The following is a 24374-nucleotide window of genomic DNA, read 5'->3' as shown; positions in this document are numbered from 1 at the left end:
AGCGACGGACTGTTAATCCGCAGGTCCCTGGTTCGAGCCCAGGTGGGAGAGCCAAGATTCTTAAAAACCCACTCATCATGAGTGGGTTTTTATTTGTATGATGCCTTCACATGTTCGAATCGAGTCACTTATTTTTTATTGTTTTAGGTTGCGTAAGCACCTGTATTTTTCTTCTTGTTTGTTTACGCCCTTATTTATTTCCAAAACAAAAATTCTTTGCTCGCCCTGTCATTACAAACTTTGAAACTCAAATGTTTATACGTTTAAAACAAAGTTTTCCAAATTATCATGTGTTAGCACAAGTGGCGTTTAGCGCATTAATTACCAGTAATGACTATAAAATTCGTAGTCAGTTCAATCGTAAAGTTACTGACTTTGTTGTGCTCAACGACAAGATGGAAGTCATGGCCATCATTGAACTAGATGACCCTACCCATCTTGAAAAAGTAGAAGAAGACCGTATTCGTGATCAAATGCTTACTGAAGCAGGCTACCTTGTAAAGCGTTACACAAATATTCCTACTGTACGCCAATTACAAAAGGATATTCATTAACAAGCTATTTCGATTCAGAATTTGCAGCTTCTTTCTCAGCTATTCTTTTTGCCATCTCTAAACGCTGTTGTTCATATTGTTTTTTATTCTTAGCATCGCTTTTTGCAGCCAAGAAAAGTATTCCAATAATTAGAAAAGGAATAAGTAAACCTAATCCCATTAATAACCAAGGAACAGATTTTTTTTCAACAGGTTGCTGGCTCATAAGTTCTTCAAACTCAAATAGTATCAAATCAAACTGTGTAACAATATAACAAAAAAGGCCCTTTTCAGGACCTTTTTAATTTGAAGATTTTAAATACAAAAAATTATTGTGCTATTCCAGTACATTCAACATTCTTACTAGCATCTATTACTGATGGATCAAGCACTATATTTGTTTTAGCTGGCATCTTAGATTGAACAAATTGATAAATTTCAGCATTTCTACATACAATCGCCTGAGTATGGGCAGCTCCAACAACAGGTACAAATGTCACATCAGTTCCCATTTTTTTAAGTCCCTCTTGTAAGGCATTAGTAACAGGATATGGTACAGCCATATCCGCAGTACCTTGAACAATCATGACTGGTGAATTAATTTTTTTGGTAGCAGGTTGATTATCTACCAAGAATTTTTGTACCGTTGGATTCTCCTGGAAATTACCAGCTAGGCCTGGATAATCTAGAACTGTTTTACCAGTATTAGTCGCAAGAAAATCTCGAATATCATCTGCAAATTTATTATGCAAATCAGTTAAACAGACTCCATTTTCACCCGTAGTGCCTTCTGCAAACTCAGCTATACTTTGAGAACGTTGTTGAAAGATTGCACGATAATTAAATTTAGGTTCATAAGCAGTAATACCCACTGTGGTATATGCAGCATATGCAAGTAGCTCGGCATACACTTCCACAGCCGTACCAACAGGTGCGGTACCAGCCTGCTCTTTCTGAAGAATGTCTCTAATTGCTTGCGGAGCAATTTTAGAAATAATATCGCCAAGGCTAGAAGCTGGTGCTGTTGCAACAGCTCCTTTGTAGTTAGTGTCGTTATTAGCAAATTCAGCTGTTCCTAATGAAGCATGGCCTCCTTGAGACTGCCCAATTGACATCCATGAACTATTTAACTGACTACCGTAATGATCTTTAGCAGCTTTAACTGCTGCAATTGCAGATTTAGCCTCACTTCCTAAATTAAGGTATGGATGCATGCCTCTAGTACCTAAACCTTCATAGTCAGGTGCCACAATCACATAACCAGCAGCTAATAAAGTATCCGCTAGAATTTTAAAACGTGGATTAATCGTATTGTTGCTTGGTGCACAACTATCCCCTACACCTACTGTGCCGTGCTCCCATACCACTACGCGATAACCATCTTTTGGTTGAGCAACTTTAGGGAACATTACCAAAGCAGTTGCTTCAGCTGTTTTCCCTTGTACATTCACCATGTTATATGTCATCACTTTTATAGATGAAGCACCACTTAAGGTATCCTTAGAATAGGATTTTTCAGAAACATCAGTTTTATCAGGATTTACACCAATATAGTCATCATCATCGTCATTACACGCTGTAAGAAATAGTGCTGAAGTTGATAATGTTATAGCTAAAGCAATTTTTGACCGTTTCATAGAATATCCTTTTTATGTGTTATTTATTCCGCATATTTTTATGCACAAATATTAAGACATAAAAAAAGTGCTCTGCATAGAACACTTTTCAACCTCACGGTCATTTTTACTATATGAAATTTAAAAATATTCCTAGAAAAATGATTAATCCCACCCAACGATTGTGACGAAATGCCCAAAAACAAACTTGAGGGTTGCGGTCTTTGGTTTTAACTGTTTGATATACAAAATCAAAGGCCACTACAACTAAAGCAATAATTGCCCAGGGGAATAAAATATTTTCTAAATATAGTGCAGTACCAATCAAAACAAGACTAGTTGCTTGTAAAAGAGCAATAATCTGGATGTCATATCGGCCAAAAAGAATAGCTGTAGATTTCACGCCAATCTTTAAATCATATTCACGATCTGTAATTGCATATTGAGTGTCAAAAGCCACTGTCCATGCCAAATTACCAAAATAAATTAGCCAACACGTTATATCTAAAGGCTTACCCATTGCAGTAAATGACATTGGAATCCCCCAAGAAAATGCCATACCTAACACTACTTGCGGTAAATGGGTATAACGTTTCATAAAAGGATATATAAATGCTAACGCCAAGCCCCCTAATGCACAGTAGAACGTCGCGATAGGTAAAAAGAACAGCGTACAAGCACTGGCAAATACTAATGCTAAAAATACATATACCGCTTCTCTTGGACTAATTACCCCTGTTGCCAAAGGGCGCGTTTTTGTACGCTCTACATGTCCATCTACTTTACGATCAGCAAAATCATTAATCGCACAGCCAGCGGCACGCATAAAAATTGTACCGAATACCATCGCCAAAAGAATATGTAGAGGTGGCATTCCCTCTGCTGCAATCCAAAGTGCCCACATGGTTGGCCAAAACACCAGTTCTGTTCCAACAGGCTTATCAAATCGACATAGATAATAATAAGCTTCTAAACGCTGACGCCATGTTGTGCCTGTTGCAGTCGTCATAGTAATTCCTTGTCGTGCTGCTGATTTAAAAAAGCTTCAAAAGCCGGTAAGAATGTTTCTTGGACGATAAATTTACATCCATGCCAAGTATAGCAACTTTGTCGCGTCCAGCCTTCTGGCAAACGAATGACACGACGGTCACAAAGCGGAGTTGTTCTTTGAAATAGAAAAAAGCCAATCGGTTTAGAACCGATGTGCTGAAATATACGCGCTTTTTTTTGTAAACTTTGAATTGGAAAAATACTTTTTGCTTTCACCCACGGCTCTGCTTCACAGCCATATAAGTAGGTTTCCCTTACCCATGAAGTATGAGCATGAGACATGTTCATCCATTGGCTATCTACAAACGTTAAACGCTGAAAGTGTTCTTTAAAGGGCCTCACACTAAACTGGCCGCCACCGAGCTCAGTTAATTGTTGAGTCAGAGAACCAGAAGCATACAACCATGTTTTCAACTCAGGATTTAAAGCCTTTTCCTGTTTAAGTACTGGTTGTCGTTTACGCATAATCTGCTCACATGAAAACTCGCACTTAGTTTACTCCAATTTTTTGATAAAAAACGTAGAGAATTCAATCAACATTCCAAGCAATAAAAAAGCCTGCATATGCAGGCTTTTTTACGAAATACGTATTACAAGCTGTAGTACATATCGAATTCAACTGGATGAGTAGTCGTGTTAAGACGACGTACATCTTCAGTTTTAAGTTCGATGTATGCATCAAGCATTTCTTTAGTGAATACGCCGCCTTTTAACAAGAATTCGTGATCTGCTTGAAGTGCTTCAAGAGCCATATCTAAGCTATGAGCAACTGTTGGGATTTTTGCTTCTTCTTCTGGAGGAAGATCATACAAGTTCTTATCAGCAGCTTCGCCCGGATGGATCTTGTTTTGGATACCGTCGATACCAGCCATTAACAATGCAGCGAAACCTAAGTACGGGTTCATCATTGGGTCTGGGAAACGAGCTTCGATACGCTTACCTTTAGGGCTAGAAACGTATGGAATACGGATAGAAGCAGAACGGTTACGTGCTGAGTAAGCAAGCATAATTGGTGCTTCGAAGTGAGGAACCAAACGCTTGTATGAGTTTGTAGATGGGTTTGTGATTGCATTCAATGCACGAGCGTGCTTGATGATACCACCGATGAAATACAATGCCATTTCCGAAAGGCCTGCATATTCATCACCAGCAAATAAGTTCTTGCCATCTTTAGAGATAGACATATGAACGTGCATACCAGAACCGTTATCACCTACCATTGGTTTAGGCATAAAGGTTGCAGTTTTTGCATATTGATGTGCAACGTTCCAAACAGCATATTTGAACTGTTGAACTTCGTCAGCTTTACGAACAAGAGTATTGAAGCTCACACCAATTTCTAACTGGCAAGAAGCAACTTCGTGGTGATGTACTTCTACACGACCTGGACCCATGATGTCTTCGATTTTTGCACACATTTCTGCACGCATATCTTGTGAAGAATCAACTGGAGGAACTGGGAAGTAACCGCCTTTAACACGTGGACGGTGACCAGAGTTACCAGACTCGTAATCTTTACCAGTAGACCAAGCAGCTTCTTCAGCGATTAATGTATGACGAGCGCCAGACATATCGATGTCCCACTTCACTTCGTCAAATACAAAGAATTCTGGTTCTGGACCAAAGAATGCAGTATCACCGATACCTGTAGATTTTAAGTATTCTTCTGCACGGCGAGCAATCGAACGTGGGTCACGCTCATAACCTTGACCAGTTGAAGGTTCAATAACGTCACAAGTCACAACTACAGTTGGTTCAGCAAAGAACGGGTCGATAAAACCAGTTTCCGCATCTGGACGTAAAATCATGTCAGATGCTTCAATGCCTTTCCAACCAGCGATTGAAGAACCATCAAACATTTTACCGTCTTCAAAAGTATCTTCATCAATAGAATCAGCTGGGTAAGTTACGTGCTGTTCTTTACCCTTAGTATCAGTAAAGCGAAAATCGACCCATTTTGCGCCACTTTCTTGTATGAGTTGAAGGACCTTGTTCGCCATGCTCATTTTGCTCCAATGAAATTTTGTTGCACTTGTTAAGTGCGTGTTAGTTGCTGGTATTTATATAGCAATTCTCATACCAACTTTATAAGACTTACCTAAAACATTGAATTGCTTATAACTATCCATGATTTAGGCCCCTTGTCTTGAACCCATTATACTGTTTGCATAGTTAAATGCACCATATTCAGACATTTTCAAATTATGGCATACAAGAATAGCTCGCAATCGCCCTAATTTAGTGCAAAATTGTTGCGCTAATATGAACCACCGCATCAATATCTAACAGTAATTTGTGATCATAATACTTTCTTATATAGAAATCTGACTTTCTTACTGTAATCCTTAAAAATAATAATCTATTCCCGATAGAACTATTAATCTCTAAATTAGACGATAGTATCTACAATATGCCTTTGCCAAAAAAGTTTGAACATAAATACGATTTCTAAGTAACTCTACACAATTTTTTTAAATAACATCAATTACCACTCTTCACTGCCCATCCATAGAAAGGTTGAGGTTTTAAAGTGCTAATTTAATTTTTCTTATCGTAGTTTTACGCTAGGGCTGGTCTGATCAGCTTTGGTGCACCAAGAGGAATCTTTTCGACTGATAATTTCAACTTTCTAATTTTTTACCATTTGTTATATACCTTTTTTATACATGACCAACTTGCTTTTTCATTTTAAAAAATCTAAAAAATAAAACATAACTTTTTTTTATAATTAAACAAACTAAAAGTTTTGTTTTATCTAAACTACAAATATGTTCAAAGGATTTGAAATGAAGCATGAACTCGAACAATATGACAGAGCTTTTTTCGGCCATCCAAAACCATTAAAAACTTTATTTTTTACAGAGCTTTGGGAAAGATTTTCTTATTATGGTATTCGGCCTTTACTCGTTCTTTATATGATTGCAATGGTTAATGACGGTGGTTTAGGTCTTGACCGTCCAACTGCAGCCGCAATTGTTGGGTTATTCGCTGGATCTATGTATTTAATGACCGTTTTTGGTGGCTGGATTGCCGATAACTGGTTAGGTCAGGCACGATCGGTCTGGTATGGTTCTATTATTATTGCATTGGGCCATTTATCTATTGCTCTAACCGCACTCTTTGATCAATTCTTTTTTTATTTCGGTTTAGTGCTTATTGTTATTGGCTCAGGATTATTTAAAACCTGTATTTCAGTGATTGTCGGAACATTATATAAAGCTCAAGATAGTAGGCGCGATGCTGGTTTTTCCATTTTTTACATGGGGATTAATATGGGGTCGTTTATTGCCCCGCTTATTACAGGTATATTGGCTCGCGATCATGGCTGGCATCTAGGTTTTGGGATTGGCGGCCTTGGAATGTTGATTGCTTTACTCATCTTCCGTGCATTAGCCATTCCTCAACTACAATCATGCAACCAATTGCGTCAGCAAACTGACAATTGGAATAAACCTGTCGTAGAAAATAGAAATGCGCCAAAAATTGCTTTCTCATTTTTACTATCTGTTGCAGTCGTTATTGCTCTTACTTTCTTTGGCGTTATTCATATCAATCCAGTCGCGGTAGCAACTTATTTAACAGTTGGAATAGGATTTGGAATTATCGCTTATTTTATCTATTTATTATTTTTCCTTGGTTTAGAAAAACATGAAAAATTTAAAATTATTATCTGCTTTGTCTTATTAGCAACATCAGCTCTTTTCTGGTCTGCCTTTGAGCAAAAACCAACATCTTTTAACCTATTTGCGCAAGATTACACAGACCGTAATTTTTTCGGATTTGAGATTCCAGCAGTATGGTTTCAATCAATTAACGCACTCTTTATTATTATTTTTGCCCCAATTGCAGCATGGCTTTGGGCTAAACTTGGTAAGTCAAATAAAGACCCAAGTTATATCAGTAAATTTATTATTGCACTTTTACTAGCAGCAGGTGGGTTCTTGTTGATGTCATTTGCAAGCCGTTTCGCAATTGCTGGCGGCTTAGTTTCACCATTTTGGTTAGTAGGTACTTTATTTCTACTTACTATCGGAGAATTGTGTTTAAGCCCGATTGGCCTATCTACCATGACTAAACTTGCACCTGATGTTATACGTGGTCAAATTATGGGTCTATGGTTCACAGGTTCAGCTTTAGGTAATCTTATCGCTGGTCTTATTGGCGGGCACGTATCGGCAGATGGCATTAATCATTTACCAACCTTATTTATGCGATGTGTTTTAGCGTTAGTGATTGGTGCAATCGTGTTATTTTTATTAAAGAAACCTATCAATAGATTAATGAACAAAAGTACCAGTAAAGTTCAACCTGAGTTGGAAACTATATGAGCGTTTTAACTGTTCCAGAAAAACTTGAGAAACTTCGTCAACTCATGCGCAATCAGCATATTGATGCTTTGATTGTGATGAGTGCCGATCCCCATATGTCAGAATATTTACCAGACTACTGGAAAGCAAGGCAGTGGTTAAGCGGTTTTAGTGGTTCTGTTGGTACGCTTGTTGTGACCCAAAAGTTTGCAGGTCTATGGGCGGATGGTCGCTATTGGGTACAAGCAGAACAACAACTCGCTGGAACTGGCTTTCAATTACAAAAACTGACCAGTGATGAAACTTCTACACATCTCGCGTGGATTGAGAAAAATCTACCAACTGGTTCGGTCATTTCAGTAAATGGCCAAACATTATCCATTCAACAATTTAAGGCGCTCGAACATACTGCACGACTTAATCACTATAAACTTGAAACCCAGCAAGATTCAGTTGGAGAGATTTGGTTAGACCGTCCAGAACTTCCCTCAGAAAAAATCCATTTGATGCCTGAAGGATTAAATGCCCTCTCTCGTAAAGAAAAAATTCAGGCAATTCGCGAGAGCTTAGCTAACAAGAATATTGCGGGTCATTTTATTTCATCTTTAGATGATATTGCTTGGGTCTTAAATGCACGTGGACAAGATGTAGAGTATAACCCTGTATTCCTTTCACATCTGTATATCAGTACTCAACAGGCTGTTTTATTCATTGATAGCAACAAAGTTGATTCAACCTCTCAACAAGCTTTCAAAGCTGATGACATTGAAATTCTTAACTACGAAGATACAGCTAAGTTTTTATCGAATATCTCTGATGCTTCAGTACTTTTAGATCCAGCCAAAGTCTCGATTTTTCATGAACAAGTCATCGCAAAAGATATTCGAGTTGTATACGACATCAACCCGAGTACACTTTTTAAATCACGTAAACATGAAAGTGAAATTGCCCATATCCGTCATGCCATGGTGAAAGACGGAGTCGCGCTTTGCCACTTTTTCCACTGGTTAGAAAAAGCACTTCACAGCCAAGAAAATATTTCAGAACTGACCATTGATGAAAAAATTACAGCCTTTCGTGCTCAACAAAACGGATTTATAGGACCAAGTTTTTCAACGATTGCAGGCTTTAATGCTAATGGTGCTTTACCCCACTACCGTGCAACTGAAGAGCACTATTCATTTATCGAAGGCGATGGTCTATTGCTGATTGACTCAGGTGGGCAATATGTTGATGGAACAACGGATATTACCCGTGTTGTTCCTGTAGGAACGCCAACAGAGCAACAAAAACGTGACTACACCTTAGTCCTAAAATGCCATATTGCTTTGACAAAAACAATTTATCCGGAAGGTTTAGCTGCTCCTCTACTCGATTCAATTTGTCGCCATACTTTATGGCAACATGGTTTAGATTATCGACATGGAACAGGCCACGGTGTAGGCTTTGCGCTTAATGTTCATGAAGGTCCACAAGTTCTTTCTTATTACGCGCCTGTACATGCCTACAGTAAATTGCGTGAAGGAATGATTCTTTCCAACGAGCCGGGCTTATACCATGAGGGACAATACGGTATTCGTATTGAGAATCTGGTTGCAAACAAACTTCACTCTGGCTTTGAGAAAACCTACGGCGATTTCTTAGAGTTTGAAACGCTGACCCTTTGCCCGATTCATTTAGATTGTATCGTTGTTGATATGCTAACGAATGAAGAGAAAGACTGGTTAAATGGTTATCATCAAACCGTTCAACAAAGACTGGCCGAACATTTATCTGGCGATGTTTTAGATTGGCTGATTTATAACACACGTAAAATTTAATCTTCTTGTGTGACCAAGGCAGAATAATTTTTTATCTCTAAGAAAAGCTTATTCTGCCTTAATTTTAGTTATCTCTCTTTCTAAGTTAATAAAGTAAAATATCCTTATTCATTGATAACTCCACAACTATTAACCATCACAGAATTTTTAATTTTTATTAGGAATTAGGAAACATAATCGTAACTATAAAGAAGTAGTTTTGAAGAGAACTTTGTAAGCAATATGCTATTTTTAAACGTATTCAATGTTTCTTTGAATTAAAGGGTTTCCCTATGCAGGTATCCAATTTCGCAGTTACACGTCATGATAATTATACTGTTTCTACAGATCCCTCTAAACTCGACATAGAGGTGATTCATTCTTTTTTATACCATTCAAAATGGGCAAAAGGGATTGATTTAGAAACAATGCAAACCGCTATACAACATAGTTTATGCTTTGGATTATATGATCCGAACAACCAACAAATTGGTCTAGCTCGTATCATTACAGACTATGCAACCTTTGCTTATGTAAAAGATGTTTTTGTCATCGATGAGTTTCAAAAGTTAGGTTTAGGACGATGGCTGATGGAATGCTGCTTAGAACACTTGGAAACTCTTAAACTTCGCAGAATTATGTTACTTACCAGTACAGCTTCGTGGCTCTATCAAAAAATAGGGTTTACTCCACTGAATCAAGAAAATTTTGTGTGGCAGATTTTGCCCAATAATACAGAGACATCTTCAAATTAAACTACCAGCTTGCACGACTCTTTTTAGTTTAAGAAACACATCGGCTTATAATTATTAATATGCTTTTGCCAGTAAAAAAGCATGAAGTTATTACAAGACAAGGAAATTCTGATACATTAGCCGCTTAGAAAGCGGCTTTTTATTTGATCAAATAAAGGTACTTTTTAAAAAGTGAGTAACATTTTGAGTAAAACTCTAGTCACTTATTAAATATATATTAATTATCATGAGGTTAAGTTCATCATGCTTCTAATGATCGACAATTACGACTCTTTTACCTACAACATTGTCCAATACTTTGGCGAGTTGAATCAGGAAGTAAAAGTAGTTCGCAATGATCAAGTCACGTTAGAGGATATTGAACGATGGCAACCAAAATATCTTGTGATTGGTCCTGGCCCTTGCTCTCCAAGTGAAGCTGGTATTTCAATTCCTGCAATTAATCATTTTGCTGGAAAAATTCCTTTGCTTGGCGTGTGTTTAGGGCATCAAAGTATTGGGCAAGCTTTTGGCGGAAAAATTGTAAGAGCCAAAACGGTGATGCACGGACGTTTATCTGATATGTACCATAGCAATAAAGGTATTTTCAGTAACCTTCCTAGCCCATTCTCGGCGACTCGTTATCATTCATTAGTCATTGATCAAGAAACACTACCTGACTGTCTTGAAGTAACGTGCTGGACCAATGAAGCAGATGGCTCAATGGAAGAAATCATGGGTGTTAAACATAAAACACTCCCTGTTGAAGGTGTGCAGTTCCATCCTGAATCAATTTTGAGTCAACATGGCCATCAAATCTTTAAAAACTTTTTAGATATTTATGCATAATTCAGCTTCGAATAAGTCATTTTAAAAATGACTGGATTTGATAAGTAACCTGAATAAAAAAGCCAACTAAGATCAGTTGGCTTTTTTCATGGCTGGAACAATTACAACTTTAACTGTTGCACAATTGATCCATCTTGTTTTGCCACCAAAGATTCGCAGAGTTGAATACGTTCTTTGGTTTGTTTCAATCCTCTTTCTACCCCAACCAACTCTTTAGTTCGTGGTGCAAAAAAGTTATTTAACTGTGCCGCTTGTTGTTGGGTACATGCTGCCCCACTAAACATTGCAGGGAAACGCCCAGCCGAAGATTTACCTAAACGGTCAAACACGGCGTCATGATTTACTTTAAACCAAGACCATAAGCCACCTTGCTCATCTCCATAATTATTGATTGAGTTGACCACGGTACGAACTTCACCGACTTTAACACGTGGGTTTAAAATCAACTGACGGGCTTGTTGGCGCGTTGCTTCTTGGTTTGCTGAACCCAAAGCTGTAAGTATTGCAAGACGTTGTGTCGGTTGAGTCACGCGTTGTAACTCTCCAGATAAACGATCAAAAGCTGGTTGACCTTTTTCTTGTACACGTACAGCTAAAATGGTTGGCAATAATTCAGGTGTTACTTGCGCAAAATTAAGCTGCTTTTGAGCAAATAGAGTATCTGACTGTTTTAAGAGTTGGGTACGAACTTCTGAAACTTGAATATCTAAAGCAAGAAATCTAACCAACTCACTACGCCATAAACTGTCTTCAGCTGGTTCACCTGTTTTGTTTACATAACCTAACTGATTTAATTTTGGTAAATATAAATTAGCTAAGACTTTTCTAAAATGTTCACGTTCAGCTTCTGTTTTCAATACATGACGATGAATGGTACTTAACTGGGAAAACAGCGCTGTACTAATTTGTCGGCTATTTGAATTGGCAAATTTCTTCGCAGCATCTACGACAGCCAACAAATTAATATCACCGTGGTTAAATGCAGCTGAAATTGCATAGGCATAAGCCAACTGTTCAGTGTTAGAAAGCTTTTCTGTAGCGGCAGTCAGACGAGTAAATTCTTTTTGTGGCAAACTAAATTGGTAGTATCCTGCCGCGTCTGCATTTGGTATATACCAACTGCCAAGGCTGGCACCTTTGAGTTCAATCTTGGCTTCTGCTTGGTCTACCAATTCACATTGCACTTTACTACCTGCATTTGGAACATCATAACGTACACATAATGGTACACCCCACAGGCTTCTTGCATCACCATTTGAACCCACAGGTAAGTAACGGCTTTGCTTCACATTTAAAAAGACTTTATTGCCTTCTTGCTGTAATGCGGTGTTAATTAAAGGCACACCTGGTTGATCAAGGAAACTTTTCATCGCTCTGGCAAAACGCTCACCTTGCCCAGACTGCTCTGCTAAAGCGCTAATTAAATCATTGGCTGTCGCATTACCATATTGGTGCTTATTAATATAATTGCGTACCCCTTGTTTGAATTTTTCTTCGCCTAAGTAGCTTTCAAACATATTTAAAACAGCAGCACCTTTTTGGTAAGTAATACTATCAAAAGCAGTTTGAATATCGGCATTGCTTAAAATAGGCTGGCGAATACGGCGTACACTCACCAAACTATCACTTTTCATCGCATCGGCAGTATCTGCAATACGTTCTAGGTCAGCATTAAATTCGGGATGTAATTTTTGAGTGATTTTACTTTGCATCCATGTCGCAAAAGATTCATTTAGCCATAAATCATCCCACCACGGCATCGTGACGACATCACCAAACCATTGATGCGCCAGCTCATGTGCATTGACATTAAATGAATTCTGTACAAAAGAGACTGGCGAGTCCTTATCTAGCAACATCAAGTAATCTCTAAAAGTAATTAGCCCTGGGTTTTCCATTGCACCAGCGGCAAAGTCTGGTGCTGCCAGTAAATCTAGCTTGTCAAATGGATAACCAAAGGCAAAATAATCTTCTAAAGTTTTTAAAATGGCTGGCGTTTCAGATAAGGCATGCTGCATTTTTTCAGCTTTTGCATCGGGTGCAATACCACGTAACTGGATTGGCTGCTTACGCCATGAAGTTGCACCAATATCAGGCCCTTTTTGTAATTGCCAAGGTCCGACAGCCAATGCAAGTAAATAAGTTGGTAGTGGTTTTGTCTGTGCAAAACTGAGCGTTTTCCAACCTGACTTATCTGCTTGCTCAGATGTTTGTTGGGTATTGGCAAACCCTGAATATTTGCTTGGAATCGTCAAACGAATATTAAACGGCGTTTTAAAACGTGGCTCATCAAATGATGGGAATGACTGGCGTGCACTAATTGCTTCCATTTGAGTCATCACATAAGGTTTACCTTCAAACTCGATTTTATAAATACCGTCGAGCTGTTGGTCATACGCCGCATTAAAATCTAGAACGAGTTGATACTGGCCTGCTGGCAAGGTCTTGGCAAATTTAATTTTACTCACCCCATCCACCTCGGAGGCTTGCTCATATTTTGCTTTGGTTTTGGCGCCCTCTGCCGATGTGATATTCACATCTTTCACCGTTAAGGATTTACCGTGAATCCAGATGTGATCTGTGGCTTGAGCCAGTTTTAGATGAATCGTAGTTTTACCGGTATAGCCTTTTTGTGCGGGATCAATCTTAAAATCTAAATCATAAGATTCTGGTACAACCCATTCAGGTAATTTACCAATCGGGATTTGTTCACTGTTATTCGATGCGAAAATCTGTGTTGCCGATAAAGATAATAATGTTGTAAGTAGCAATCTTTTTTTAAATGAAGGCTTGACCAACATAAGGGGTTTTATCCTTTGTAGTTTTAAATAAAAATATGCAGCAAATGCTGTACCACTTCGCTGCATCCACACATCATTCTTAGAATTTATAGTTAAACTCCAACCAACCTTGACGGCCGAATGGTGAATATGATCCTACTGGATAATACGGCCAACCGCCCGTGTCATCTCGTTTCACTTTGTCAAACAGGTTATTAATAATGATTGAAGCAGAAGCTTTTGGAGAGATTTGATAAGTACCGCTCCAGTTCACTAAATACGTTGGGCTTAGATAGGCAGTCTGGTCGCCGTTTGGAATTTTGCCATAACGATTAACTAATACTGTTGATGCCCAATCACCAAAGCTCCAGCTGAGACTGGTATTAAAACGGTCACGCCAATCAGGAATGGTTAAATCTTTTAAATAGTCATCTTTCTCGCCATCTTTTGATTGTTGATATTCATGTTCTAGTACTCGGCTATAATTGATCGTCCAGAGAAAGTTACCAAAGCTGTCTGTTTTCCAGCGCCATCTGCTAGTGAAGTCAATCCCGCGAGTATGGTCTGATGCAGCATTAATCGGAACGATATTTATATTCTTAATCACATTTGGGTCGACAACTGCATTTGCAGGGTTACGCTCCACACGTGCTAATGCATCAATACAGGCTGCAGAGTTAATATCTTGGTTGCCTAAACGACAATCTGCTTCTAAACGTAGAATTTTGTCCTCACTTAAGTTGGTCACAAGATTATCAATTTTGATATCCCAGTAATCGATGCTGATATCAAATTTATTGGTTGGTGACCAAACAAAACCTGCACCATAAGATTTACCCTCTTCAGGTTTCAATTCCTTGTTTCCGGTTAAAGTATAGTTTGCCCCAGGCGAGTAATCTTTAAAGCTACATTTATCTAAAGGTTGTCCCATTTGGCTACAACGTAAATAATCGGTCGTACTTGCGAAATAACCTTTTTGCTTATTTAAGAACAGATAGTTCATATCTGGTGCACGAAAGCTAGTCGCGTAGTTACCGCGCACCAATAAAGTCGAATGTGGTCTAAACTCGAGACCCGAACCGAAAGTTAACTTATCAATGCTGTTATCTGACAAAGCATAACGGTCATAACGTCCAGACAGCGTTAAATTTAATGGTTTCGCTAAAGGCAAGAATAATTCTGCACCAAGTGCTTGGCGTGTACGAGTGCCACTATATTCGCCACTAGAACTCGCATTATAAAACTCCCCATTTTCAAGTGCCTGATCCGGCTTAATCGAAAAACCTTGACGTCCAATTTCAGCCACAGCCGCAAGTTTGGCAGTTCCTGCAGGTAACTTAAGTACGTCACCATTCGCGCTTAAGGTCAAACTTTGTGCCCATGACTTATCTTTTTCTTTTGTTGTTCCCGAAATACTCTCAAATTCACTTGCTGTTAGTGGTCGACTTAAACGATCTAAATGAGGTGAATAAATAGGAATACCATCTGCATCTGTGCCAAGTTGCTGACCTAAGAAGTACTCATCAACATTCGAACGTAATAAGCCTTGGCGGCGTAGCTGACTGGTATAGATGGAACCATTATAGGCCGCCTCATAACTCCAGCTCGTCTCCCCAATATCGCCTCGAATTCCAAAATTTAAGTTTGAAGAAAGTTCTTTCCATTTTTTATTTACGCGTTCTACCCCGCCTAATTCTTCAGGTGCAAAACGGCGATTCCAAATTTCATAATTTCCCGAATCTTGATTGAGGAAATAACCACTCGTTGCGGCTAAAGAAGTCCATGTCGGACCACGCGTATTGTTTTCAATTTGATTGGCGCCAATTAAAAAATCGGCAAACAATTGAGTTTTATCATTTAACTCATAGTCTAAACCGAGATAACCATTTTGACTGCGGTTTTGGGTTTGGACCGTCCAATAGGTTGGTCGTGCCAAACCACTAGCACAATTGTCTGCACCAGCTTGTCCTATATTACTGACTGAACCTTTGAATAAACCATTAAAGGCCTGACACCCACCAATGGAAAGATATTTTCCAGTATTGGCATTTTTACGACCTACAACCGTATCTGGTTTTTCTCCCAAACGAGTTCGGCCCGACATAAAATCTCGATCGGCTGCCCAAATCGGTTCACGGCCACTGAGTTCAACCCCATAAACAAGGCTGAGCTTGTCTAAAGTTTTACTACCACTCAGTTGTAAACGTAAGTTTTCACCCCCTTCTTTTGTTCCGCCTGCCTTGATATTAAATTGTGTGCCGTCTGTTTTCTTTTTCAGAATAATATTCACGACACCTGCAATTGCATCTGAACCATAAATTGCAGAGGCACCACCATTTAATATTTCAATACGATCAATAATGGCAGTTGGAATATTGGCTAAATTTACGAAATTGACAGAGCCATCATAAGGTACAGGATAGTCTGCAACCCGATGTCCATTAATCAAAGTTAAAGTATGATTAGGTCCTAAGCCTCGTAAGCTAATAGCGTTAGCCGCAGGTGTAAAAGTATTTCCATAATCGGCACCTTGTACAAAACCCGTGTTCTGCGTCAGGTTATTAAGCGCATCAAATGCATTACTAAACCCTTGTTTTTCAATATCGGCTGCGGTAATTATGGTCACACTAGTAGGGCCATCTTTTTGTGCTTTTGAAATCCGAGACCCTGTCACAGCAACACGGACTACTTTATCTGTTTTAGCTTGCTTTTGTGGTTGCTCTATAGCTTCTTGCGCATAACTTTCTAGTGGATGAAACAGTGCAACAAATACAAAAATAAATGAGCGCTTATTTTTTAAAGCTCCTACATATTTCAAGTTATTTAAATACATATTTATTAATAGACAAAATAAAGATCGCCCTACTATATCCACTTTTATTTGACGGATTTATACGCATTTTTCCTAGATATATTTATGTTTAAGATATACCAAATGGTTAATTATTTATCATAAAAACTCACAACAAACTAAAACCTTTTTCAATGAATAAATTCTGTTTATTAATCAAACTAAAGTAATAAACCAGCAAATTTTTTAAAACTCGTATCGAACAACAAAAATCTTTGGTTATTTTCTGCTAACATAGCTCCCCGTAGCTAGTGAAACATGGAACGCAACAAGCTGAACATCCCACTCTTGATCAACTTCACCTAAAAATTTTAATCATTAATGCTGTAAATCATGACTATGAATATCCAACAGGCGCTCAACCACATTACCAAGAACATTCATTTGACCCAGCCTCAAATGGAAGAAATTATGCGCAGCATCATGCAAGGTGAGGCAACCGAAGCACAAATTGGTGCTTTGATGATGGGCCTACGCATGAAAGGTGAAAGCATTGACGAAATGACAGCTGCTGCACGTGTCATGCGCGAATTTGCGATCAAGATCGATGTTAGTGATATCAAACATTTAGTTGATATTGTGGGTACTGGTGGTGATGGCCAAAATTTATTTAACGTCTCTACAGCGTCAAGCTTTGTCATTGCAGCAGCAGGCGCAACCATTGCAAAACATGGTAACCGTGGCGTTTCAAGTAAATCAGGTTCATCAGACCTACTTGAACAAGCAGGTATTCATCTTGATTTAGATATGCAACAAACCGAGCGCTGTATCCGTGAAATGGGTGTAGGTTTCTTGTTTGCACCGAACCATCACAAAGCCATGAAATATGCTGCTGGTCCACGTCGTGAACTTGGTATTCGAAGTATTTTTAATTTACTTGGCCCACTGACCAACCCGGCTGGTGTAAAACGCTTTGTGATTGGGGTATTTTCAGATGAACTTTGTCGTCCAATTGCCGAAGTGATGAAGCAGCTTGGTGCTGAACATGTCATGGTTGTCCATTCAAAAGATGGGCTTGATGAAATCAGTCTTGCAGCTCCTACTGCTATTGCCGAACTCAAAGATGGCGAAATTACTGAGTGGACACTTAATCCTGAAGATGTAGGAATTGAGTCGCAAACTTTAAATGGTTTGGTTGTCGCTGATGCAACAGCAAGTCTAAAGTTAATTAAAGATGCTTTAAGCAAAAATAAATCCGATATTGGTGAAAAAGCAGCAAACATGATTGCGCTTAATGCAGGTGCAGGCATCTATGTGGCGGGCATTACCAAAACTTATGCTCAGGCTGTTACATTCGCTCAAGATATTATCTATGGCGGACAGGCTTTAGAAAAAATGAGTGTTTTGGCTGAATTTACCAAAACATTAAAGCAATCTCAGGCAGATTAAGGATTTCTCATGATTAATATTCAAAATACCATTTTAGGTAAAATTGTTGACCGTAAACATGAGGAACTTGCTGCGCGTTTAAAACAACGTAATTTGCAAGATGTTGAAGAACTAGCAAAAGCTGCGACTCCAGTTCGAGGCTTTGCAAATGCTTTAAAACATAAACGCCCTGGTGTGATTGCTGAAATTAAAAAAGCGTCTCCATCAAAAGGAATCATTCGCGCAGACTTTAATCCTGCCGAAATTGCCCAGCAATATGAACAAGCTGGAGCAGCATGTCTATCGGTACTGACCGATGTTGATTTCTTTCAGGGAGCAGATGAAAATATTGCGATTGCTCGCAATCATTGTGCCCTCCCTGCTTTACGTAAAGACTTTCTGATTGACCCATATAATGTAGTTGAAGCTCGTGCTTTGCATGCTGACTGTATTTTATTAATTGTTGCTTGTTTGTCTGACCAGCAACTTGAAGAAATGTCTAAAACTGCGTTTGAACATCAACTTGATGTATTGGTTGAAGTTCATGACGAAGAAGAAATGGAACGCGCTTTAAAGCTTTCTGAGCAATGTTTATTAGGAGTGAATAACCGTAATTTAAAAACGTTTGATGTAGATTTAAATACATCCATTCGATTGAAAAAATTACTTCCGACCTCACGTTTATTAATTACTGAAAGCGGTATTGCGACACCAGATGATGTACATATGATGCAAGAGCATGATATTCACAGCTTCTTGGTGGGCGAAAGTTTTATGAAACAACCTCGTCCAGATCAAGCTTTTACTGCCCTTTTTGGACAACCCCAAACGGTTTAATGAAGATATATGAGTAATAAAGATTCATCGCTTTCTAAAGAGCAACAGAAGTTATTGAAGCAATTTAAAAAGCAAATCTCCAATCCTCATTCAAGCAAAATCACAAATCAGCCTGAGACTAAAAAATCTCAGGCTGAGTCTGAAGAATTGGAAGATACCCATCTGTTTCAACAGGCTGTTGCAGGTGTAAAACGCATCAACAATAGCAATGTTGCCGATGTAAAAACACCTCGTACCAGAAAAGTCGACGCACAAACGCTAGCGAAACGTGCAGCTGCCGAAGGTGGTCCTGACACCGAACATGCTGAGTTATCCGATACTCAAGCTGCTTTAAATCCGGTCGCAAGCCAAGCAACGCTAAGCTATCGCATTGCGACTCTTCAACATAAAGTTTTTGAAGATTTAAAAGCAGGCAAGATGCGTTGGTTTGAAGCTGTAGATTTACACGGCTGCACGATTGAGCAAGCACGTGACGCAGTTTTACAAATTATCCAGATGGCAAAAGATGAAAATCAAAATGTCATCAAAATTGTGCATGGTAAAGGCCCAGAAGCAGTCTTAAAAACCTATGTCAACGGATGGTTACGTCAACACCGCGATGTTTTGGCTTTTGTAAGTGCCCCTGAAAATCAAGGTGGTACAGGTGCCGTTCTCGTACTGCTTAAACGTGCAGAAAAAAATCCTAAGTTCGAACAAAAAAAATGATCCTTTGGGATCATTTTTTTACATCAAATACTTGTAATAATTGAGCAACTACTGCAATGGCAATCATTGCAGGTTGTTTCGATGAAATTCCTTCTACCCCGATCGGGCAAACCAAACGTTGTAATGTTTCCTGAGTATAACCACGTATTTGCATACGCTTTTCAAAAATAGCCCTTTTACTTTTTGAGCCAATCATCCCAACATAAGCAAATGGTTTTGCCGCAGGTTTCAAGGCTGAAAAACATAGTTGCAAATCTAATTGATGGTCATGAGTTAATATTAAAATTGCGCCTAAACGGTCAAAATGCTCGATCTCGGCGTCTAAGGTATCAGTCGTTAAGCATTGCACCTGTTGCAGTAAATCTGGTGGAAAAATATCATCACGTGGATCAATCCATTTCACCCGAACACCAATAGGTAATAAACAACGGACAATTGCTTCACCCACATGCCCCGCGCCACAAATCAGCACTTGCATGACATTTGGTTGAATCTGCTGGCCAAATTGCCATTCTTCACTGCTGCCAGAATGAAACTCGAAACTTGGTTGTTGTTCCATATCCATAGTCTGCCAAGTGGATGCATATTGATGTGAGACGTTACGCCATATATGCTTTCCAGCTCGCCATGCTTGCAAACTCCCAGATAAATCCGACGCAATTTCAGCGGGTGATATTTTTTCAAACAATAACCACATTACTCCGCCACAACACTGCCCTAACCGAGCACTGAGGTTAAAGCGTTCAATACGCCTCACACTAGTTTCCGTTTCTTTTAACATTGCTTTAGCGATATCAATCGCCTGAAACTCTAAATGCCCGCCACCGATCGTATCTGACTGCTGCCATTGCTGTTGTAAATTAAACCGCAATAACATGGTTGCACCAACTTCTCGTGGTGTTGAACCATCAGCGCGAACTACTGTGACCAATACCATAGGCACAGCATCGACTTGCCACGCTACAAAATCAGCCCACCATTGTAAATGTTGCATAATCTTCTACATTTTAGCTTGTAGACGGTTAGCCAAAGCCTGTCCTCGTCCAATCGCAATTGCACGTAAAATTTCCTCGGCAGTTGCTGGAGCATTGAGCACGAGCGGAGCTTTTTCGGGAATAGCCGCCTGTACCGCCTGACGAATTGCAGAGAAAACAGATAATGCCAACATAAATGGCGGTTCACCTACAGCTTTGGAGCGGTAAATGGTGTCTGCCTGATTTTGATTATTGAACAGTTTGACATTAAAAATATGAGGAATATCTACACTGGTCGGGATTTTATAAGTTGAAGGCGCATGGGTAAACAAACGGCCTGCGTGTGGTCCCTGCGGCTGCCAATACAGCTCTTCTGTCGTAAGCCATCCCATCCCTTGCACAAAACCGCCTTCAATTTGTCCAATATCAATTGCAGGGTTAATTGACCGCCCGACGTCATGCAAAATATCAGCGCGCAATACTTTCATTTCCCCAGTTAAGGTATCTATTGCGACCTCACTGACCGCTGCACCATAGGCATAATAGAAAAATGGACGCCCCAAATGGTTGACCTGATCATAGTGAATTTCTGGAGTTTTATAAAAACCACTGTCCCATAGTTGTACACGTGCCATATATGCTCGTTGAACCAAGTCAGGAAATGTCCATGAATGACCATTCGCTGTTGAAACCATACTATCTTCAAACTGGACTTGTTCAGCTTCACTTTGACTTATTTCGGCTGCAAGTTTAGCCAGACGCTCACGAATTTTAATACAGGCATTTTGAACAGCTTTACCGTTTAGATCTGCGCCACTTGATGCTGCAGTTGCCGAAGTATTTGGTACACGAGAAGTATCGGTTGCAATTAAACGAACGCTATCGATTGGTAAACCCAACTCATGTGCAGCGATCTGCCGTACTTTGGTATATAGCCCTTGTCCCATTTCTGTACCACCGTGCGTAATCGCGACAGTGCCATCCATGTACACATACACCAGTGCACCTGCCTGATTGTAATGTACGGCATTAAACGAAATACCAAACATTAATGGGGTTAACGCAATACCACGCTTAATGATGTGATTGTTCTGATTAAAGGCATGAATGTCTTGTTTGCGTTTCGCATAATCGCTAGTCTGCAATAATTCAGCTACCAATTTTGGCGCAACATTATCACGGACTTCTGCCCCATAGTGCATACGGTCACGTCCGGCACCGGGCTGTTCAGCAAAGAAATTACGTTGACGAATTTCAACCGGGTCACAACCTAAATAACGAGCAATGTCATCAATAATATTTTCGATGACAAACATGCCTTGCGGTCCACCAAAACCACGGTATGCGGTATTAGAAACAGTATTGGTTTTACAACGTAAGTTACGTAGCTCAACTGCATTTAGATAATAGGCATTGCCAATATGGCAAATCGCACGTTCATTCACTGGCCCAGAAAGATCAGCCGAAAAACCGCAGTTTGAAGCCAGTTGTACCTTTAAGCCTTGCAGAACACCACTGTCATCAAAAGCTACAGACCACTCATAAGCAAAACCGTGACGTTTGCCTGTAGCACTCATGTCATCATCACGATCTAAGCGTAATTTACACGGACGGCCTGTTTTTTGTGCTGCCAAAGATGCAATGCATGCCCACTGTGCCGACTGCGACTCTTTACCACCAAAACCACCGCCCATACGGCGGCTTTCCACACTCACCTGATGCATATTCATGCCTAGTGCATGACAAATCAGCAGCTGCATTTCGGTTGGATGTTGCGTTGAGCAATAGACTTTTAAGCTCTGATTTTCTTGTGGAATCGCATAAGAAATCTGTCCTTCAAGATAAAAATGCTCTTGCCCACCCAGCTCAATAGCACCTGAAAGTTGATGTGCTGCGTTTTGAAATGCCTGCTCAACTTCACCATGGCTAAATTCAACAGGCGGTAACACCCACGATTCTTTTTTAATTGCATCTTGAATCGTTAAAATTGGGGTTTCGGGCACATACTCAATTTTTGCTAAGCGAACTGCCTGACGGGCTTGCTGATAACTCTCAGCAACAACCACGAACAAGGCTTGTCCATAAAACTCAACCTGCTCTTCGGCAAAAATTGGGTCATCTTTTACAATTGGTCCCCAATTATTTTCAACATCAATATCCTTTGCCGAAAAAACTGCACGAACACCGTCAGCCTGACGCACAGCATCCAAATCAAATTTAATAATTTTGCCTTTGGCACAATTTGAAAATCCGACTGCCAAATGCATGGTATTTTCAAGCTCGGGTAAATCATCAATATAGGTTGCCTGCCCAGTTACATGTAAATGTGCACTTTCGTGTGGAATCGAGTCGCCTGCTTTAGCGGATTTTTTAGAAACACTTAAGTCAATGGTTTGATTCATGTTAGATCTCCACCATAGTAATCAAATCATTCACACGAGTAATCGTTTGAGACAGGACTTTTTCTATATAAAACCGCTGTAAACAGTTTTTCGCGACGTGTAAACGATATGCCGAGCTAGCACGTCCATCATCTAAAGGTTGATAGTCTTGCGACAATGCTTCTTGTGCATGAACGATCAATTCTGTTGCAAGTTGTTGGCCTTCCAATATGGCTTCTGCATATTTTGCACGTTTGGGAATAGCAGCCATGCCACCAAAAGCAATTCTTACATTGTGAGCGACACCATCATTATCTAGCTCACATGAAATGGCTGCACATACCGCAGAAATATCTTGCTCAAATCGTTTGGCAATTTTATAGCTGGCAAATTTAAAACGCGTCTGCCCTTCACGAAGTGGAATAACAATCGTCTCAACAAACTCACCGAGCTGTAATGCTGTTTTTTGATAATCTAAATAAAAGTCTTCCAAAGCAATTTCACGGGTCTGCACACCTACACGCAAAATCAATCGTGTAGCTAGCGTAATTAATGCCGGCATTGAATCACCAATAGGCGAACCATTAGCAATATTTCCACCTAGTGTTCCTGCATTTTTAATCGGCATGGAAGCAAAACGGCGCTGTAATTCTTGAAAGTCGGGATAAAAATCTGAAATTTTAATGAGTGCATCACTCAAACTTACATTTGCCCCAATCGTTAAAGCATGGTCTGTGACTACAATCTTTTTCAGCTCTTCAACTTGACCGATATAAAGCATATCGCCCAAATCACGGCCTTGCTTTGTTACCCACAAACCTACATCTGTGCTACCTGCAACAATACGTGCTTGCGGCAACTGTAAACGTAAAGTAGAGAAATCCTGCAAGGTCTTTGGTGCAAAAAATTGCTGACCATGATTATTTAAATACAATGCAGGTAATGCTTTGATTTCTTTTAATACATCAATTACTTTTTGACGTTCTAATACAACACGTGGATAGTCATAAGCTTTTTGTGCTGCATCTAAAATAGGGCGATAGCCTGTACAGCGACATAAGTTTCCAGAAAGATAATCACTGATTTTATCTTTGCTTGGAGAATGTTGTTCATTTTCATACATTGACCATAACGACATGATAAAACCGGGTGTACAAAAACCGCATTGCGAACCATGCATATCGACCATCGCCTGTTGAACTGGATGAAGTGTCCCATCTTGTACAGGCAATAAGCTATGAAGGTCTTCTACTGTAAATAGAGCTTTACCATCTAAAGTGGGTAAAAACTGAATACACGCATTCACACTACGTAATTGCAGGTTGTCATTGACCAGCTCACCAATCACTACCGTACATGCACCACAATCGCCCTCAGCACAGCCCTCTTTTGTACCAGTCTGTCTGGTTTTACCATTTTGAGTATATTCTCGTAGAAACTGTAAAATCGTCATTGTGGGTAGGACATTTTCTACTTGATGCTGACCGCCACGAAAAAAGAAGGTGATTGGACGTTCTGACATGTCTTATCCTTGTGTTTTATAATAATGCTTTTGTGCAAATATGATGCCATGAAGCGATCATTTAGAAC

18 protein-coding genes are annotated in these 24374 nt (G+C 39.5%); 8 read left to right on the top strand and 10 right to left on the bottom strand.

The window, feature by feature from the left end; all coding sequences use genetic code 11:
* Positions 1 to 110: 110 nt before the first annotated feature.
* Complete coding sequence (locus ACTJJG_RS15270) at positions 111 to 554, top strand: DUF2726 domain-containing protein (protein ID WP_005068176.1); 444 nt, start codon at positions 111 to 113, stop codon at positions 552 to 554.
* A 4-nt stretch (positions 555 to 558) separates the two neighbouring features.
* On the opposite strand, the gene ACTJJG_RS15265 is transcribed toward ACTJJG_RS15270, so the two are convergent.
* The 5 genes from ACTJJG_RS15265 to glnA form a co-directional block, all read right to left on the bottom strand.
* Positions 559 to 759 (bottom strand): hypothetical protein, encoded by a 201-nt coding sequence (locus tag ACTJJG_RS15265; protein ID WP_000082753.1) that lies wholly within the window; start codon positions 757 to 759, stop codon positions 559 to 561.
* Positions 760 to 862: 103 nt separating this feature from the next.
* Positions 863 to 2170, bottom strand: a complete 1308-nt coding sequence (locus ACTJJG_RS15260) for an alpha/beta hydrolase (protein WP_440608974.1) — start codon at positions 2168 to 2170, stop codon at positions 863 to 865.
* A 109-nt stretch (positions 2171 to 2279) separates the two neighbouring features.
* A complete protein-coding gene (gene ubiA / locus ACTJJG_RS15255; RefSeq protein WP_002119072.1) occupies positions 2280 to 3158 on the bottom strand; it encodes a 4-hydroxybenzoate octaprenyltransferase in 879 nt (292 codons plus the stop codon).
* The gene (locus ACTJJG_RS15250) at positions 3155 to 3664 is read right to left on the bottom strand and encodes a chorismate--pyruvate lyase family protein (RefSeq protein ID WP_001231788.1); all 510 of its coding nucleotides are present in this window, start codon (positions 3662 to 3664) and stop codon (positions 3155 to 3157) included. Before ACTJJG_RS15250 ends, ubiA begins: the two co-directional genes overlap by 4 nt.
* A gap of 125 nt (positions 3665 to 3789) precedes the next feature.
* Positions 3790 to 5205, bottom strand: a complete 1416-nt coding sequence (glnA, locus tag ACTJJG_RS15245; RefSeq protein ID WP_002052696.1) for a type I glutamate--ammonia ligase — start codon at positions 5203 to 5205, stop codon at positions 3790 to 3792.
* 762 nt (positions 5206 to 5967) lie between these two features.
* Here glnA and ACTJJG_RS15240 point away from each other — a divergent pair.
* From ACTJJG_RS15240 to ACTJJG_RS15225, 4 genes are all read left to right on the top strand, one after another.
* Positions 5968 to 7527 (top strand): peptide MFS transporter, encoded by a 1560-nt coding sequence (locus ACTJJG_RS15240; RefSeq protein WP_080776757.1) that lies wholly within the window; start codon positions 5968 to 5970, stop codon positions 7525 to 7527.
* Positions 7524 to 9326 (top strand): aminopeptidase P family protein, encoded by a 1803-nt coding sequence (locus tag ACTJJG_RS15235; protein ID WP_069119434.1) that lies wholly within the window; start codon positions 7524 to 7526, stop codon positions 9324 to 9326. The genes ACTJJG_RS15240 and ACTJJG_RS15235 overlap by 4 nt, the downstream gene beginning before the upstream one ends.
* Positions 9327 to 9598: 272 nt before the next feature.
* Positions 9599 to 10060 (top strand): GNAT family N-acetyltransferase, encoded by a 462-nt coding sequence (locus ACTJJG_RS15230; protein WP_069119432.1) that lies wholly within the window; start codon positions 9599 to 9601, stop codon positions 10058 to 10060.
* A 243-nt stretch (positions 10061 to 10303) separates the two neighbouring features.
* Complete coding sequence (locus ACTJJG_RS15225; RefSeq protein WP_000925673.1) at positions 10304 to 10888, top strand: anthranilate synthase component II; 585 nt, start codon at positions 10304 to 10306, stop codon at positions 10886 to 10888.
* Positions 10889 to 10989: 101 nt separating this feature from the next.
* Here the strand turns inward: ACTJJG_RS15225 and ACTJJG_RS15220 are convergent, their stop codons facing one another.
* Complete coding sequence (locus ACTJJG_RS15220; RefSeq protein ID WP_372552670.1) at positions 10990 to 13761, bottom strand: M1 family metallopeptidase; 2772 nt, start codon at positions 13759 to 13761, stop codon at positions 10990 to 10992.
* A 7-nt stretch (positions 13762 to 13768) separates the two neighbouring features.
* Positions 13769 to 16501: a TonB-dependent receptor plug domain-containing protein gene (locus tag ACTJJG_RS15215; protein ID WP_032055371.1), complete on the bottom strand. Its 2733-nt coding sequence runs from the start codon at positions 16499 to 16501 to the stop codon at positions 13769 to 13771.
* A gap of 357 nt (positions 16502 to 16858) precedes the next feature.
* On the opposite strand from ACTJJG_RS15215, the gene trpD reads away from it, so the two are divergent.
* Genes trpD through ACTJJG_RS15200 form a run of 3 tightly spaced genes read left to right on the top strand, consistent with a single transcriptional unit; the run spans position 16859 to position 19429 of the window.
* On the top strand, positions 16859 to 17908 hold the full coding sequence (gene trpD, locus ACTJJG_RS15210; RefSeq protein WP_080776779.1) for an anthranilate phosphoribosyltransferase: 1050 nt from the start codon (positions 16859 to 16861) through the stop codon (positions 17906 to 17908).
* Between the two features lie 9 nt (positions 17909 to 17917).
* Positions 17918 to 18724: an indole-3-glycerol phosphate synthase TrpC gene (trpC, locus tag ACTJJG_RS15205; RefSeq protein WP_032035720.1), complete on the top strand. Its 807-nt coding sequence runs from the start codon at positions 17918 to 17920 to the stop codon at positions 18722 to 18724.
* Positions 18725 to 18733: 9 nt separating this feature from the next.
* Positions 18734 to 19429: a Smr/MutS family protein gene (locus ACTJJG_RS15200; RefSeq protein ID WP_017398622.1), complete on the top strand. Its 696-nt coding sequence runs from the start codon at positions 18734 to 18736 to the stop codon at positions 19427 to 19429.
* A gap of 10 nt (positions 19430 to 19439) precedes the next feature.
* On the opposite strand, the gene xdhC is transcribed toward ACTJJG_RS15200, so the two are convergent.
* Genes xdhC through xdhA form a run of 3 tightly spaced genes read right to left on the bottom strand, consistent with a single transcriptional unit; the run spans position 19440 to position 24306 of the window.
* The gene (gene xdhC / locus ACTJJG_RS15195; protein WP_032055363.1) at positions 19440 to 20423 is read right to left on the bottom strand and encodes a xanthine dehydrogenase accessory protein XdhC; all 984 of its coding nucleotides are present in this window, start codon (positions 20421 to 20423) and stop codon (positions 19440 to 19442) included.
* Positions 20424 to 20429: 6 nt separating this feature from the next.
* Complete coding sequence (gene xdhB, locus ACTJJG_RS15190; RefSeq protein WP_032055362.1) at positions 20430 to 22805, bottom strand: xanthine dehydrogenase molybdopterin binding subunit; 2376 nt, start codon at positions 22803 to 22805, stop codon at positions 20430 to 20432.
* 1 nt (position 22806) lies between these two features.
* A complete protein-coding gene (gene xdhA / locus ACTJJG_RS15185; protein WP_032055359.1) occupies positions 22807 to 24306 on the bottom strand; it encodes a xanthine dehydrogenase small subunit in 1500 nt (499 codons plus the stop codon).
* Between the last annotated feature and the right edge of the window lie 68 nt (positions 24307 to 24374).

This window comes from Acinetobacter sp. 22512 (genome assembly GCF_052044755.1).
GTDB lineage: Bacteria > Pseudomonadota > Gammaproteobacteria > Pseudomonadales > Moraxellaceae > Acinetobacter > Acinetobacter pittii.
The sequence above is the reverse complement of the archived record's forward strand: the minus strand, read 5'-3'. Positions and strand labels throughout refer to the sequence as shown.